A 14,878-nucleotide genomic window follows, 5' to 3' on the forward strand; every position below is an offset into this window, starting at 1 on the left:
AATCATTAACACCCAAAACATATGGCCAAACCAGGAAAACATCTGATGGCCCATCATATTTTGATCCATCAACATTCCCATCCTCCCTGGAGGAAACCAGACCATTCTTATCGCAAACGTCAGAAAAGAAATTCCGAGTACTACTAAAAGCACTAATATCGTCATAGATACTATTCGTTTCATATAATCACCTTATTCCACTTTATATCCGGTGCCCCAGACTGTCTTAACGAGTGACTTTTCAATTCCAGCTTCTTTTAATTTCCCGCGCAGATTTTTAATATGAGAGTCAACCGTCCGATCTTCACCCGCAAATTCTATTCCCCAAATTAGCTCCACAAGCTGTTCCCTTGAGAGAGCTTTTCCTCGGTTCTCTATGAAGGCTTGAAGAAGATCAAACTCAGTTTGGGTTAAGGTAAATACTTCTCCCTGATACTTGGCATTACGTGAGGATAGGTTCAAGATAATCCCCTCGTATTTCAGCACTTCATTTTCTTCCGTGAAGTGATGTTGCGTTCTACGCAATAATGCTTGTATCCTTGCCATCAACTCTGCTTCCTCAAAGGGTTTAACCAGATAATCATCGGCCCCCTTAGACAAGCCCGTGACTTTATCTTGAGTTGACCCTTTTGCAGTTAGCATCATGATTGATACATCAGATATTCTCCTTACTTGTTCCAATGTCTGCCAACCATCCATCAACGGCATCATAACGTCAAGAATTATTAAATCATAATCGTTTTTCAAAATTTTGTCATATGCTTCTCTGCCATCCTCTGCTTCCTCAAGAAGATAGTTCTCTTGTTGTAGATAAAGCCGCAGGAGCTGTCTCATCTCAAATTCATCGTCAACGATTAATATTTTCTTCAAAGTTCTTCACCCACTTCATTAGATTACATTTTATAATTTAAGAAAAATAATGAACGTAGATCCCTCGTTCTCCACGCTACTGACAACTATATTGCCGCTATGTGACTCGATAATCTGCTTGACCACATATAAACCGAGTCCGGTTCCACCTGTTTTCCTTGTTCTAGATTGGTCAACACGATAGAAACGCTCCCAAATTTTCGGTAGCTCATCCGAAGGAATACCGATGCCGGAATCCTTTATTTCAATGATAACAAATTCATTTTTCAAATAAGAACGGACCGTAATCTCTCCTTGAATGCTATATTTAATCGCATTCTCAATAAGATTATAAAAAACTTGTTCCATTCTATGCACGTCAATGGGAATCGCCGGTAAATCGGTCTGATATTCACGTTTAATTTCTATCCCTTTTTTTCTTGCGGCGGGCTCAAGATTTGAAACTACTTTTTCAATAAGCATATTAATCATGGCTTTCTCTTTGTTTAGCTCAAATTCCCCAATCTGTAGCTTGCTCATTTCAAACAGATCATTGACAAGAAAAGAAATCCGGCTAGCTTCTTTATTAATTATCTTTAAGTAATTTTCTTGATCAGTAACACTGTAGATATTCCCCTTCAAAAGAATATCGCTATATCCCTTAATATACGTTAATGGCGTTCGGAGCTCATGCGATACAGCGGCTAGGAATTCATTTCTACTTTTCTCAAAATACTGCAATTGTTCCCCAAGCAACTGTATCGAATTTCCAAGTTGAGCAATTTCATCATTGCCTTTGATTGGAATATTTTCACTGTATTTTCCTAATGCCATTTTATTTGTTGCCTCTTTCATGATAACTAGGGGTTTCGCCAGTCGCTGTGAAAGAAGGCCAATAAGACCAAATGTTAGCAGCACGATACCTACACCCGCGACAATAAACAAAACATCCATGATAAAGATGATTTCCCTTAAAATTTTAGAAGGATAGTACATATACACAAAGCCAGTTTTAATTGGTGAAACAGTAATAATATATTCGTGCTGCCTCCAATTGCTTTCTAAAACATGGCTAGTCTGTTTGCTCCCCTTAGCAACAAAATGGTTGTTCATATCTCGCTTAAGGGGGGTCGATGAGGCAAGTAATTGCTGATCCTTATCAGTAATCAGTACACTCGTCGTAGCTCCTTTTTCCATCTCGACTACATGTTCAATGGTTTGACCGGTGGAGCTTTCATTGATGATTCTAGCATGATTATCTCCTCGAACCAGCAAATCCTGTTTAATATAATCAACAAATAAATTGGTGAATACACCATACAATATGGATCCCAAAATTAAAAACAAAGTGAAAAAGATGGAGCTAAACAACAAACCAAGCTTTAAAGATATGCTCGATACTTTAAATTTAAATTTCATTCACATGCTCCTTAAAGGTTACAAGATAGCCCTTCACTATATAAATCGAGGAATTCCCTAAAGAAAACGCTCTACTTTTATCATAATCTAAACAAGTTGAGAAAGTATGAAGAAATAGATAAAATTACTATATTCTTAAAATGTATTTATATTTTGAGAACATTTTTTTAGCTATATACTCTTTTACAGGTCTTAAAATTCCTAGTACTTTTGTGCTTCATTTATGCTAAATGCATCCTCCTGGAATAAACGTTAAAAAAATATGATATATGTAGATTAAATAGATGGTTCGGATACGAATATCCAAAGCAATGGCAATCCATACCCCTTAAAAAGAACACTCTATTTACTAACGGCTTCTTATATACGGTATATAAAGAAGTCGTATTTAACGGTTTTCCGCATATTCTTTTCATTTAATATTCACTTCTCCATTAAAAGGTTTACTTTCTCCTGATTAGCGAGGCAAAATTTGATTAAAAATACCAAAATGGTTTTTATTTTAAAAGGATATACTGACATTGTTAAACTAAAGAGAATTTTGACTCAGAACATTTTGGTGAACCTTTTTCTATTGTTCTCCACCTACAGGCTTTCGCCCTACCCCTATTTCTGACCAAGACAGGAGCCGATTTCCCTCATAACATTAACAAACGTTTCTATTATAAGGAGGATTATTTATAAAAACATTACCTAATCGAACCATTGCGTGTTTGAAATACTACAAGATAGTTTTACCTATTCAATACTAGAAACTCATTAAAAGAATCCTAGGTTCTTGGAAGATTTATGAAATATTTTTCAGCGCCAAAAGACCCTTTTCCTTAGTAATAGGAAAAGGGTCTATAATATTTATCTTCACATCTCTTAAAAACAATAAACCGGGTACCGATTTACTGAGTTATAGGTTCTTCTGTCGGTTCTTCTATTTCAGGCAGTTCAGGTACAACATCAATGGAATCCAACAAGTTTTGCGCTTCTAAAGTTGCTACAAATGATGCTTCAATCTCTAATTCCAATTCTGTCACTTCTACAGAATCTCCGTCAAACTTTTTGGTAACCGCATTTAATTGATTGGTTGAAGCATTCAATCGGTTATCGAGTGAATTCAATTTTTCTTGATAAAAAAAGTATTCTTCAAACGTAATAGATTCTGCATCTTCCAGTACAACGATAATCTCCTCGATTTCCGAATTCACTGAAAAAATCCGTTCGTCAATTGGAGTTAGACGATGTGTAAAATCTCCCCCCTTAGCTAGAGAGATTTCTTTTCCTGCATTAACTTCGACATTCACCTTAGCTTGCGTCCCTGCGTCTGGACTAGTTGCAGATACACTGCCTTGAGCAGAAAAAGCAAGGCCAATGGCTAAGACTGGTACTGTGATTTTTAAAAGTGAAGTTTTCATAAAATTTCCTCCTCTTTTTAATTACTAGAATGTCTTACCCAATCTGTTTACCTCTTAAGCTCTTAGTTAATCATAATTTGATTGAACTTAATATTAAAGAAATCTTAATGTAATATTTTCCAGGATTTGCTCGATTCTTTGAATGCGCAGAATCCTTTGAATTACATCAGTTATTTTTAGAAATTTAATTATTTATGTGAGGTGAAAATATTTATTTTAATTGAAGAAGACCTGGAAGATATATTAATTTAAGGAATGTATTATTTCTATTACGACTATAGGTTTAATATTTTTAGTAATTGTTTTCCAACAGCACGAACTCGCAACATATGCCATGGAAGAATGGCAGATTACACCGATTCCAAAAGATGTGGACATTAAAGATTGACAGCATTAATTAAAGCATCCCGGCGATAAATCGCCGGGATGCTTTTTAGGTGGATAATTTAGGATAGCGGATATACTGACGCTGGCCTTCAATTATTTTTTTATTCTTTTCTATCATAAGATCGTAATTCAATTGGGTCATCTGTGCGAAATCCTCGTTTTCGATTAGTTCGAGCCCCGCTAAATTGGCGCGCATTTTTTTTGCGTTATCCGTAATTCCTTTTATGAATTTCTGATCTTCACCGTTCAAGGTGGACCAATGATCCGAATTTTCTAGATACGCCGCGAAAGATTTAATATCATCGTTGTGGTCCAATAAAATCCTTAGCGTCCGGTATTGATACATATTGACCATATTGGCTGTTTCCTGCGTTTTGATGACGTCAGCTTCTGACAATTGCTTCCGGATCAATACATCGTTGTCAAAATAATCCTTATAACCTTTCACCAATGCATTGAATTTTTGCTGATTGTCCCATAATTGGGCAAAAGCTTCGCTCCCTCGATGTACCTTAGGATCAGCGCCTTTGACTGGAATGCTTAATGGTTTTGTATAATAAGAAACCGGTATTTTCAGCCAATCCATGCCGATATTGAAAATATTGTTGCTGAGGTCCGCAAACAGTGCTAAATTCGGCTGAGCTTCCAACACTTCTTCATACTTTTCCTCACCGAGCGTCAGATAAGCCGTCGCCACCGATTCATTGTTTTTTGTAAAGCCCGCCATGTAATATGGGGTGCCATCCACTTCCCAATAAACTGGATTGACGAATACGCCTTCTGTCCACTTTTTATGTTTTTTCACTTTTTTCATGAGCAGCTTTGTTGTTTGATCATGCATAATATCTCTCCTTCTTTTAACCTTTAAAACGTTTTTCTTTTCCACTGAATATACCGTTTATTGCAGTAAAAGCACCTTCCGCCCATAATTCAGCAATTAGCTTTCTTGCACTGTTATTTTGGATAACGGATATTCGCTTTCTGTTTCTCAATTGCACGGTTACTTTTCTCCAACATCCTATCGTAATTTAAGTGGAACATTTTTTCCGAATCTTCATCCGTATGTATATTCATTTCACGCAATTCTTTTTCAGCTCTGCCCATATTCTTTGTAATTTCTTTGACAAAGTCACGAGCGTCTTTATCTAATTTCACCCATTCACTCTGATTTTCTAAAAATGCGGCAAACGATTCTATATCTTTGTAGCGCTCCTGCAAGATCATCCCAACTTTGTATTGAAGCATATCCATTTCAATGACTGTTTCCTGGACTTTTTTGATATCGTTTTCCGTCAACTGTCCCCGTACTAAAACGTCATGATCATAATAGTTGGTAAAATCCTTCATCTTTTCATTGTATTCCTGCTGCAGTTTCGACAGCTGCGCAAAAGCTTCCCTTCCTTGATTGACCTGGGAGTCTGTGCTGTTAGACGGAATGGATAAAGGCTTTGTGTAATAAGAAAGATTTACTTCCGCTCGTTTTGAGCCGTATTTGAAAATGTTCGTGCTCAAATCCGAGAAAATAGCGAGGGGAGGATGGGCTTTAAGCGCATCCTCCTTATTTTCTTGCCCTTCCGCAAAAAATGCGGAAGCTACCGAACCAGTATTTTTCGTATAGACAACAATATAATAAGGGGTTCCATTTTCAACCCAGTAAAATGGATTGACGAACATGCCTTCAGTCCACTTTTTATACTTCTTCCCTTTTTTAAGCATCAGCTGCGTTATATTTTCATCCACTTCGCATTCCTCATTTCTTAGTGACTACTTTTATCCGAAAATTCCTTTAACTGAGCCCCAAAGTAGTGATTTATCACGAATCCCTAATGACCACATTTTTTCAGTAGTTTTGCATGGTCTACATTGTCGTAAAAACCTTTAATATCAACATCTACACCCGTTAGCCATCCAAGAAACTCAAAATAGTAGCTACACCACAGATAAAGAAAAAAATTACTTTCTTTCATGTTAGTTGAAGGAGGGCACCTAATTTATGATGCAATTTTCACCTATAATATATAACTTTCCAACTCATCTTTTTGACGCAAGTGATGACGAAAATGCATACTAACCAAATCATACCATTCCCTTGCATTCAGCCAGCCGAACCCTCCATGCTCAACTTTATTATTTGGGTTAACATAATCCACTTTCGATTCCCATTGACTCAATCTTTGAATTACGTGATCCATCCTGCAAATTAGGTCTTCCTTGCTGTCTGAATTATTTGGTGGAGAATTTAGTTCATCTGGTAATCTTATTTTAATAGGTGGAAAACCACCGTTCCTAAATAATTGCTCACCAAACTGGGTTTTCTCAAGGGATTGTTCCTCATTTAATGTTGCACATGTTTCCATATTATTAAGATACTCATCGGCAACAAGAATTAAATGGTCATACATCTGTCCAATAGACCAAACCCCTTCTTCCGAGTTAAATCTTAGCTGTTCCAATGAATATTTTTGAAGATCACTTTTGAAAGTAATAAGCAGTTTATTGTTACTCATTTACATACTCCTTTGTAATCGTTAAATGAAATCTGATATTCTCACTTTTTAGTTTTATAAACAATTATACCATTAATGTTGAATAATTCCTTTTAAGATAAGTCGGGACAACTGTACAGGTAAAACAGCCACTTTTGTAATACGCCATTCATCTTCTGCTCATGTAGTCCTTCTAAACAAAAAAACACAATAAGTCTTCAGTTAGGGAGATGAATGATGAAACAACGATTGACGTGGAGTTTATGGGCTGATTCGCGCCGGTTCTTATCAACTTCGTCCGATTCACGCACATATTTTAGTGGTGGATTGGCTCAGCTTATTTTCTTGGGGTGTGTATTATCATCTCTTTTACATCCGCGCTCAGAAGCTGGCGACGCTTCAAACTTACATGGCACTTATTGGAACGATCGGGTTGACCAGCGGCATGTGGCTCGAGTTTTTAAAGCCCTTTCCTTTGCCTGACATAGTGACCTTGCTGGTTTCATTATCGGCGGTTCCATATTACTGATCAGTTTCATCCTTTTTTTCTTTACGACATTCTGGATATAAGCAAAAGAAGAGAATTAAGCAGAAGCCACCCACCAGAAAGTAATTTGCGGATGGCATCCACTTTTTTAATTTCTTATCATGAGTCACAACTTTTTAATTTTCTTTTCAAAATGTAACGGCTTGTTCATCTTCCGTTCATCTAAGCCAGATAAACTGAGGATAATAAAGAAATCGGAGGCTTAGAGATGAACATTGCATGGAAAGAAATTAAAAAAAGCAAAGTAAGATTTATGATTCTGGGCTCAATTGTGTTTCTGGTCAGTTTTTTGACATTCATCATTTCTGGTCTCGCGAACGGGTTGTCCCAGGATAATGCAGCATTGATCAAAGATTTGCCAGATGGGCAATTTTATATGAATAAAGAAGCGGAAGAAATGTATAACCTTTCGCTGATCGACCCCAGTGTACAAGAGGCGGTTTTAAACGAACAAGAACAGGCTGCTGCGCTATCCATTCAAATGGGATTTTTGAATGATGCAGAAGACAAGCAACGCAGTGTGGCATTTGTCACTTCAACGGACTCGGAGTTGTTTGAAAACGTCCAAGAAGGCGAAATTGTCCTGGACCGCTCTTTGGAAGAAGAAGGGTTAAAAGTCGGCGATACACTGACAAACAACCAATTCAGCGGCGTTTTTGTTGTGAAGGGATTTGTCGATCAGCAAAAGTACAGCCATGCCCCTGTCGCCTTTATCAATATGAAAAACTACAAAGAGATGTACCGGGTAAACGAGATGCAATTGATGTTCATCCCCGCTGGAGATGAATTCCCAGTCATTGAAGGACTGCAATCTTTTTCGAGCAGCGAGTTCCTCAATACGATTCCCAGTTACAGTGCAGAACAACTCTCTCTCAACATGATTGTTTGGTTTCTCGTCGTAATCAGCGGGCTGTTGTTCGCCATTTTCTTCTATATGATGAATGTGCAAAAAATCGGATTGTACGGAATTCTAAAAGCTATCGGTGTGAAGACGAGTACTTTGTTTAAAATGATGTGGACGCAGATGCTCTTTATCTCCGTCATTGCGCTCGCGTTATCGATTGCACTCAGCCAAAGTTTCAACTTTATCGCACCTGAAGGAATGCCTTTTAGCTTAACGGCAGCCACAACGGTCCAATTATCCATCGTTTTTCTCGTCATCGGTTTTGTCGGTGCTACCCTTTCAGGCATCCAAATCAAAAAAGTCGAACCGCTGCAAGCGATTCAACAAGGAGAGGTGTAAGATGACAATTTTCACGATCAGTGAACTGAGAAAAACGTTTACAACTGGTGAAGTGGCAGAAGAAATTTTAAAAGGAATTGACCTGACGCTTCAACAAGGAGAGATTACAGCACTCGTAGGCGCTTCCGGATCTGGCAAAAGCACGCTGCTGACAATCGCCGCTGGTCTCCAGCCGGCTTCGGATGGAAAAATCCTGTTCAATGGCAGAAATATGACCGACATGAGCCAGGAACAAATCCGGAAAATCCGCGCCAGCGACTTTGGCTTTGTCTTTCAGTCTGCGCACCTTGTCCCATTCCTTACCGTAGAGGAACAGCTGACTCTGATGCTCGAAGTGTCGGAAACGAAATTAAAAAAAGAGCAGCAAAAAATGGAGATTGCCGAAATCCTGAAACTGATTGGCATGGAACATCGAAAATCTGCCTACCCCGCATCGTTATCCGGTGGTGAAAGACAGCGGGTAGCGATTGCCCGGGCTATTATTCACAAGCCCAAAATCCTCTTTGCGGACGAACCGACGGCTAGCCTAGATTCAAAACGGTCAAAAGATGTCATGGAGCTGATCCGCAATTTGACGAAAACGATGAACATCACCACTCTGATGGTGACTCATGACGAGGAAATGCTATCGTATGCCGATCATATTATCACGATGAAAGATGGCTTGGCCGAGTAAAGAGAGGCGGCATTCTTTTAACTTTCATCTTGATGCAGTTGTAGCAGTAAATGCATGAGAAACAGCAGAAATAAAAGCTGCTCCATTTCCAACTAGTAAAACATATGGGCCTTTCTAATTTAGCCTCTGCTAAATTAGAAAGGCTTTCGGTATTCGTGACATCCATTTACGCGTTATACCAAGTACTTCGCTATAAAATTTAGCATCAGATTAAAAGGAAGATAGGAAGCAAATAGCAAAATTCTTATCTTCCTTTTTATCAGTAATCTCTCTTTTAAATATCTCCCGATCACTGCTGATATGTAAAAAAAACACTTACAAACATTTCATGATTGGTTATGAATGTCGGTGGTGACCACCTTTTATAGTAACTTGATCGAACCGAACCTCGTTGATTTGAGCATTTACTTTGCGAGCTGCACCAGCTATGGAACCAGCCATTTGTTGTTTAGAAATGCTCCTCCAACTTTCATCATCTGCATTCAAGCAATATCCGTAGGTAATTCCCCTGGATGAAGAAATAACAGCGCCTAATCAATTTCAGAACACTCATGTTAAGTTCCTCCTTTCCTTTTCAATCGTTTAGTTTACTAGGTGAATATCATTATTCCTCCTATAAAAATTTGCCATCTGTCATATTCTATTAATGTTTTATCACGTTTTCCGAAAATCCTGCACATTTGTTCATTCATTCAATAAAAAATGCACTTCTCCTTCACGAAGAAATGCACCAAATCGAGGATTTATATAGAGGTATTATATCTAAAATCATTTTACTTATTTCCCCCCTACTACCTTTATCTCTAACTCGATTACTTTAGGTATACATACCTTTTCCTGTATGCATATCTATTGGCAATGATGAGTGTTCGTGTGAAATGAGCCAAGACCCATTTACTTTTTTTAAGCCAAATGTAAAACGATTTGTCATTTGACGACGTTTCTCTCCAGTTTTTTCTTTGTAACCATCAAAAGTAACAGCACAATGAACGAATGCAAGATTATTATTTTCCTCAATCGTTAAATCATTAAAATCCACTTTCAGTAAATATCCGTCATCACTCAATCCGTTAAACCACTCTATTACATTGTCTCTCCATAAAGAAATACCCTTAAACTCCCAGTTTCCCCAGCAATCATAAATATGTACATCATCAGCATAGGTAGATAGGAATTTTTCAGCATCTTTTTCATAAACGGCCCATTTGTAGTTTTCTAGAACGTCCTGAACTTTATTAATACCACTAGTCATAAAGTCATCTCCTTGATGAAAAGGTAAGTTCATTTTCACTTCCTAAAGTCAACACTTTTTGCTTCGTGCAATTATTTCAAAATATAACCATTAACTCAATCCTTACATTTAAAAAGAAAAAGTACATCTATTTGAAAAGTACCTAAGAGAATATCTCCTATATATTTAGTGCCTTTGCTTCCCATTAAATTGACACATTTTTACGATGTATCGCTTTTCTTAAGTCCTAATAGACTCTGTATTACCATATTAGGTAAGCCATTATTGATTACTAGGTGATATTCTCTTTATGTGCACTCATTTATCATTCTTAAAATAATGAACAGGACGGATCTCGATACGCCAGCCAAACTCTTCTCCTTTATTCACTTGTGTTGTCGGATGAAGAGCGGCTTGCTGGATCGCCTCATCCATGCTCTCTGCTTCAAAAATGAATATGCTGCCGATCATCTCTTTCGTTTCTGTAAACGGACCATCTGTTACTATTACCTTGCCATTCACGCGGCGCAAACTTATGGTCTCTGACTCCAGACCGGCATCAATCAGCACTTTACCACTTTCATAAAATTTCTCAATGTGCGGCTGGCATGAACTCATAACAGCCTCAATCTCTGCCCTTGGGCGTGAATCCATTTTTTCAGGGTCGAAATAGCCCATACATAAAAATATCATTATCATCTCTCCTAGATCACTCGAATTTTGTAACTATTAATACAACGATCAGCAAACCTAAAAATCAACTAAAACTAATGTTTTTTATTTCATACAATCTATATTTATTTTAACATAAATATCAAATTATTCTGTTAAATCATTTTGTCATTGAACGTTGAATGTAAATGAACATATAACAAAACTCGTGGTTTTCTGAACAAAACGATGTTTTCCAGAGAAAGGTACCTGCATCCCTTATTAACCGCACGGTCCAGATTGTATATGAATCTAGTTTTAAAACTTCCCAATCGTGGCGTTATGTCAACCTATTGTGTATGTTCCATACACAACAGGAGAGGTTAGGTAATACTATTATATTTCGTGATACACTAATAGGAAAAGAATTACAAAATGGGAAGTTGAAATATGTCTGATAATATGAATCCGAAATTCCCAAGTGTTACCCGTCCAGGATGGGGATCAAACGGGGATATAATCAACTTAAAGTAACGGTCAAGATTGTTTAATAGTGGAGGTTCTTAAAGAGAGGAATCTTGTGCCATTATTAGAAAATTATTCTGGCACTTCAAAAATTAACGTGGAGGTAAATATGAAATATTTCAAGGAAGATCCTGAAGATATATTTGCATTTTTTACGTTTCAGAAATATGAAATACCATTTAAGGAAATAATGCTCATTAAGAAGCATAAAACGGAAGGGGTAACCTATGCCTTATATAATGAAGAAGGGATCATCTATTTACTAACACAGGTTTCGGTTATGAATAATTGTATATGTGGTTATGGCACCTATGGTAGACCATATTGTGAAATTGAAGAGATTAATAATTACTCTTTGGATACATTAGATAAGGATGCTTACCAATGGTATATGAGAATAGCGAAATAATTGAAATGTGTATTATTGATGTATTAAAGCTAACTGGTGTTTAGTTGAACAATCGGCTGCCTTTACAAGGCGGTTTTTTCTTGATCATTTCCTTCCTAAACCACGGGATATGAAAACTCTACTCATTTAGCAATAATCTTTTAGATATAGCTTATTTCCTTCAGTTAAGGTTTCTTAACCCTTTCACTTTGCTTCAGGTAAAATCCCCCACTTCCACTCGATTATCTACCGTCTCTAAACTAATGAAGTCACCAGTGCTAGACAATAAAAAAACTCCTTTTCCTTGCAGTTATACGCAAGAATAAGAAGAACTAGTCTTTAACCAGGTCATACGAGCACTCGTTTTTTGGTTAAAACAATCCCCTATTGCAGTAACTCATTAAACCCAAAACGGAATGGATTACCGCTATTCGAGTGTTTCTTTTTTTTTTGTTTTTTTCCACAAAAAATAATTATTTAAATATTCAATCATTTATCACGAAACACCAGTGATATAATCGAAATCTTTTCATTTTTATTTGTTCTGACATCTAACTGACATAATAGAAAGTTAAATTTACATAAGTGCAAAGAAAGGGAGGAAAAAGAATGAATTTTATTAAACGTGCAGTATTGAGTGTCAAAGCACGAAAAGGAAAGACTTTTTTACAGATTTTTATTTTTACAGTGATTTGTTTATTGGTTTTGACGGGTCTTACTATTCAAACAGCGGCAAAAAAATCCGCTGATCTAGCAAGGCAGTCTCTTGGCGGGAATGTGACTCTCCAGTTCGATACAGAAAAATTGATGGAAACTCAAAGAGCTGAAGGCGGACGCGTTCGTATTACACGCGATCCGATAGCCTTAGAATCAGCCGAAGAATTAGTTAGATTTGAGGATGTAAAGGGCTATAATTTCTATTCTAGTACGACAGGGATAGCAAGTGACTTTGAGCCAATTGAAGAAGAGTCCGAAGAGGTTATAGAGAATGAAGAAAGTCCTATGGGTCAGGGACGAGGTGGTTTTGCAATGGGAGATATAAGTCTTGAAGGTGTCTTATTTACGGATTCCATTCAAGAATTTATTAATGGAGAATCCTCCATCGTTGAAGGTCGTCATTTAACAGAGGATGATGTAAACCAAAAGGTCACGATGATCGAGAATACAATAGCTGAAGAAAATGAACTGGTGGTTGGTGATACCATAAAAGTTCAATCAGCTGATGAAGAACAGTCTATATCACTAGAAATCGTGGGAATTTATGAAACAACTTCTACTGCAACTGATATGGGTGGCATGTCAATCGCAGCCTTGAATCCATTTAATAAGCTGTACTTGCCTTATACAGCAGTGAATGAATTAAAAGGGACCGATTTTACAGGAACTATTGATCGTGCAATTTATTACATCAATGATCCAGAAAATATCAATCGATTTGTCAATCAAGCTAATCAAGAGAGTAAAATCGATTTTTCTACATACAAATTAGATGCTAATGATACGTTATATCAACAAATGATTGGTCCAATTGACAATGTTGCTTCCTTCTCCAAAAATGTTGTCTATTTGGTATCAATTGCTGGAGCAATTATTCTAGGTTTAATTATCATGATGTCAATCCGAGAAAGAAAGTTTGAGATGGGTGTACTCTTAGCACTCGGTGAAAAGAAATGGAAACTTATTAGTCAGTTGATTGTTGAAATATTGGTGGTTGTCCTCGTTGCACTTGGAATTTCAGCTGCAGGTGGTAACTTAGTGGCGAGTGAAGTTGGAGATCAACTACTGACGCAACAACTCGAGAGTGAAGTAACGAGCGAAACCCCTGAATCCTTCAGAGGACCTACAATGAGAGATGGAATGGGTATAGCAGGGCAACCGGTTCAGGAAGTGGAACCAGTGGATGAACTGCTAATTGAAATTACATCAGAGGACATTGGTATGCTAGCCATCATCAGTTTCATAATTGCAATAATTTCAACCGTACTACCATCACTGTCTCTTTTACGTTTACAACCAAAATTGATTCTGTCAAAACAAGACTAAGGAAAGAGGGATATTATGAATCAACTACTAGAGTTGAAAAATGTGAGTTATTGGTATAAGCATGAAAACAAGCAGCAAAACATTTTAATAGACGTAAATGTTGGTTTTGAAAAAGGTAAGTTTTATACAATCACAGGTCCTTCTGGTTCAGGAAAAACTACATTTTTATCACTTGTAAGTGCCTTAGATCTACCGAAAGAAGGTCAAATTTTATACGAGGGGAAAGATATTAAAAAATTAGGATTATCAAATTTCAGAAGAAAATATGTTTCGATTGTCTTTCAATCATACAATTTGCTTCCATATATGACGGCTTTACAAAATGTTATAACGGCGATGGAAATCACCGGATCTACAGTACTCAATAAAAAAGAATATGCTCTAAAAATGCTTGAAAGTGTCAATATTCATGAAAAGCAAGCAAGACAGAGGGTTTTGACACTAAGTGGAGGTCAACAACAACGTGTCGCAATTGCCAGATCTTTGTGCAGTCAATCTGATTTGATTGTAGCAGATGAGCCTACAGGAAATTTAGACGAAAATACAGCAGCTGATATTGTTCGTATTTTTCAAGACCTTGCCCATAAAGAAAACAAGTGTATCATCGTTGTTACACATGATAATGATATTGCACGTAACTCTGATATTACAGTGAAACTTTCCAAAGGAAATATATCATTAGTATCGAATAAAAAAGTGGCGTTAGTAAATTAAGACTCTTCCCTTCCACCGTGTCTGTGAAATAGATTGACAATGAAAATAACCTCTAAGGACATTATTTCCTTATGAGGTTATTATTTATTTCCTGACAAAATAAGTAGGAAGTATAGTAATCTGCCGGTATGAACCCTCTTTATTCAGCTTGATAGAACTTTAATATTTTTCCTCCCCTCTCCCCTTTCTGGATAGTCAACACTAAATCATACAATTTTTTTAAGGGCTAAGTTTCTATAAGCTACCGGACTTAAATAGCTTAAAGAGCTATGCGAACGGCTATTGTTGTACCAATTAACGTAATCAAAAAGTT

The 14,878-nt window shown here is 37.0% G+C and carries 14 protein-coding genes; 5 read left to right on the plus strand and 9 right to left on the minus strand.

The genetic code is table 11. The annotated features are described in order from the left end of the window. Nucleotides 1-192 precede the first annotated feature (192 nt). The 6 genes from ACFPYN_RS13230 to ACFPYN_RS13260 all read right to left on the minus strand — a co-directional run bounded on the left by ACFPYN_RS13230 (nucleotide 193) and on the right by ACFPYN_RS13260 (nucleotide 6,568). Nucleotides 193-870, minus strand: coding sequence for a response regulator transcription factor (locus tag ACFPYN_RS13230; RefSeq protein WP_377734811.1), 678 nt, complete (start codon nucleotides 868-870; stop codon nucleotides 193-195). 30 nt (nucleotides 871-900) lie between these two features. Beyond that, complete coding sequence (locus tag ACFPYN_RS13235; protein ID WP_377734813.1) at nucleotides 901-2,268, minus strand: sensor histidine kinase; 1,368 nt, start codon at nucleotides 2,266-2,268, stop codon at nucleotides 901-903. Between the two features lie 893 nt (nucleotides 2,269-3,161). Beyond that, complete coding sequence (locus tag ACFPYN_RS13240; RefSeq protein WP_377734814.1) at nucleotides 3,162-3,674, minus strand: hypothetical protein; 513 nt, start codon at nucleotides 3,672-3,674, stop codon at nucleotides 3,162-3,164. A 433-nt stretch (nucleotides 3,675-4,107) separates the two neighbouring features. Continuing rightward, nucleotides 4,108-4,902, minus strand: coding sequence for a hypothetical protein (locus tag ACFPYN_RS13245; protein WP_377734816.1), 795 nt, complete (start codon nucleotides 4,900-4,902; stop codon nucleotides 4,108-4,110). A gap of 113 nt (nucleotides 4,903-5,015) precedes the next feature. Then, complete coding sequence (locus ACFPYN_RS13250) at nucleotides 5,016-5,801, minus strand: hypothetical protein (protein WP_377734817.1); 786 nt, start codon at nucleotides 5,799-5,801, stop codon at nucleotides 5,016-5,018. A gap of 269 nt (nucleotides 5,802-6,070) precedes the next feature. Beyond that, complete coding sequence (locus ACFPYN_RS13260; RefSeq protein ID WP_377734818.1) at nucleotides 6,071-6,568, minus strand: DinB family protein; 498 nt, start codon at nucleotides 6,566-6,568, stop codon at nucleotides 6,071-6,073. A 734-nt stretch (nucleotides 6,569-7,302) separates the two neighbouring features. On the opposite strand from ACFPYN_RS13260, the gene ACFPYN_RS13265 reads away from it, so the two are divergent. Both ACFPYN_RS13265 and ACFPYN_RS13270 read left to right on the plus strand, forming a co-directional pair. Further along, complete coding sequence (locus ACFPYN_RS13265; protein WP_377734820.1) at nucleotides 7,303-8,337, plus strand: ABC transporter permease; 1,035 nt, start codon at nucleotides 7,303-7,305, stop codon at nucleotides 8,335-8,337. Nucleotide 8,338: 1 nt separating this feature from the next. After that, the gene (locus tag ACFPYN_RS13270) at nucleotides 8,339-9,013 is read left to right on the plus strand and encodes an ABC transporter ATP-binding protein (protein WP_377734821.1); all 675 of its coding nucleotides are present in this window, start codon (nucleotides 8,339-8,341) and stop codon (nucleotides 9,011-9,013) included. 817 nt (nucleotides 9,014-9,830) lie between these two features. Here ACFPYN_RS13270 and ACFPYN_RS13275 read toward each other — a convergent pair. Then, nucleotides 9,831-10,265 (minus strand): YybH family protein, encoded by a 435-nt coding sequence (locus ACFPYN_RS13275; protein ID WP_377734823.1) that lies wholly within the window; start codon nucleotides 10,263-10,265, stop codon nucleotides 9,831-9,833. 297 nt (nucleotides 10,266-10,562) lie between these two features. Continuing rightward, nucleotides 10,563-10,937, minus strand: coding sequence for a YciI family protein (locus ACFPYN_RS13280; protein WP_377734825.1), 375 nt, complete (start codon nucleotides 10,935-10,937; stop codon nucleotides 10,563-10,565). Nucleotides 10,938-11,475: 538 nt separating this feature from the next. Between ACFPYN_RS13280 and ACFPYN_RS13285 the strand changes: the two genes are divergently transcribed. The 3 genes from ACFPYN_RS13285 (at nucleotide 11,476) to ACFPYN_RS13295 (ending at nucleotide 14,565) form a co-directional block, all read left to right on the plus strand. After that, a complete protein-coding gene (locus ACFPYN_RS13285; protein ID WP_377734827.1) occupies nucleotides 11,476-11,829 on the plus strand; it encodes a hypothetical protein in 354 nt (117 codons plus the stop codon). Nucleotides 11,830-12,417: 588 nt separating this feature from the next. Further along, nucleotides 12,418-13,851, plus strand: a complete 1,434-nt coding sequence (locus ACFPYN_RS13290; protein WP_377734829.1) for an ABC transporter permease — start codon at nucleotides 12,418-12,420, stop codon at nucleotides 13,849-13,851. Nucleotides 13,852-13,866: 15 nt separating this feature from the next. Next, on the plus strand, nucleotides 13,867-14,565 hold the full coding sequence (locus ACFPYN_RS13295; RefSeq protein WP_377734832.1) for an ABC transporter ATP-binding protein: 699 nt from the start codon (nucleotides 13,867-13,869) through the stop codon (nucleotides 14,563-14,565). Nucleotides 14,566-14,771: 206 nt separating this feature from the next. Here ACFPYN_RS13295 and ACFPYN_RS13300 read toward each other — a convergent pair. Then, nucleotides 14,772-14,878, minus strand: a 107-nt coding sequence (locus tag ACFPYN_RS13300; protein WP_377733674.1) for an IS3 family transposase, incomplete at its 5' end; no start/stop codon positions are given.

The sequence above is a fragment of the Paenisporosarcina macmurdoensis genome, assembly GCF_042658845.1.
In the GTDB taxonomy this organism is placed as follows: Bacteria; Bacillota; Bacilli; order Bacillales_A; family Planococcaceae; genus Paenisporosarcina; species Paenisporosarcina macmurdoensis.

What these genes read in the sequence shown, in the direction of transcription:
- ACFPYN_RS13235 (WP_377734813.1), bottom strand. Translation starts at nt 2,268, where the DNA reads ATGAAATTTAAATTTAAAGTATCGAGCATATCTTTAAAGCTTGGTTTG.
- ACFPYN_RS13240 (WP_377734814.1), bottom strand. Translation starts at nt 3,674, where the DNA reads ATGAAAACTTCACTTTTAAAAATCACAGTACCAGTCTTAGCCATTGGC.
- ACFPYN_RS13245 (WP_377734816.1), bottom strand. Translation starts at nt 4,902, where the DNA reads ATGCATGATCAAACAACAAAGCTGCTCATGAAAAAAGTGAAAAAACAT.
- ACFPYN_RS13260 (WP_377734818.1), bottom strand. Translation starts at nt 6,568, where the DNA reads ATGAGTAACAATAAACTGCTTATTACTTTCAAAAGTGATCTTCAAAAA.
- ACFPYN_RS13265 (WP_377734820.1), top strand. Translation starts at nt 7,303, where the DNA reads ATGAACATTGCATGGAAAGAAATTAAAAAAAGCAAAGTAAGATTTATG.
- ACFPYN_RS13270 (WP_377734821.1), top strand. Translation starts at nt 8,339, where the DNA reads ATGACAATTTTCACGATCAGTGAACTGAGAAAAACGTTTACAACTGGT.
- ACFPYN_RS13275 (WP_377734823.1), bottom strand. Translation starts at nt 10,265, where the DNA reads ATGACTAGTGGTATTAATAAAGTTCAGGACGTTCTAGAAAACTACAAA.
- ACFPYN_RS13280 (WP_377734825.1), bottom strand. Translation starts at nt 10,937, where the DNA reads ATGATATTTTTATGTATGGGCTATTTCGACCCTGAAAAAATGGATTCA.
- ACFPYN_RS13290 (WP_377734829.1), top strand. Translation starts at nt 12,418, where the DNA reads ATGAATTTTATTAAACGTGCAGTATTGAGTGTCAAAGCACGAAAAGGA.
- ACFPYN_RS13295 (WP_377734832.1), top strand. Translation starts at nt 13,867, where the DNA reads ATGAATCAACTACTAGAGTTGAAAAATGTGAGTTATTGGTATAAGCAT.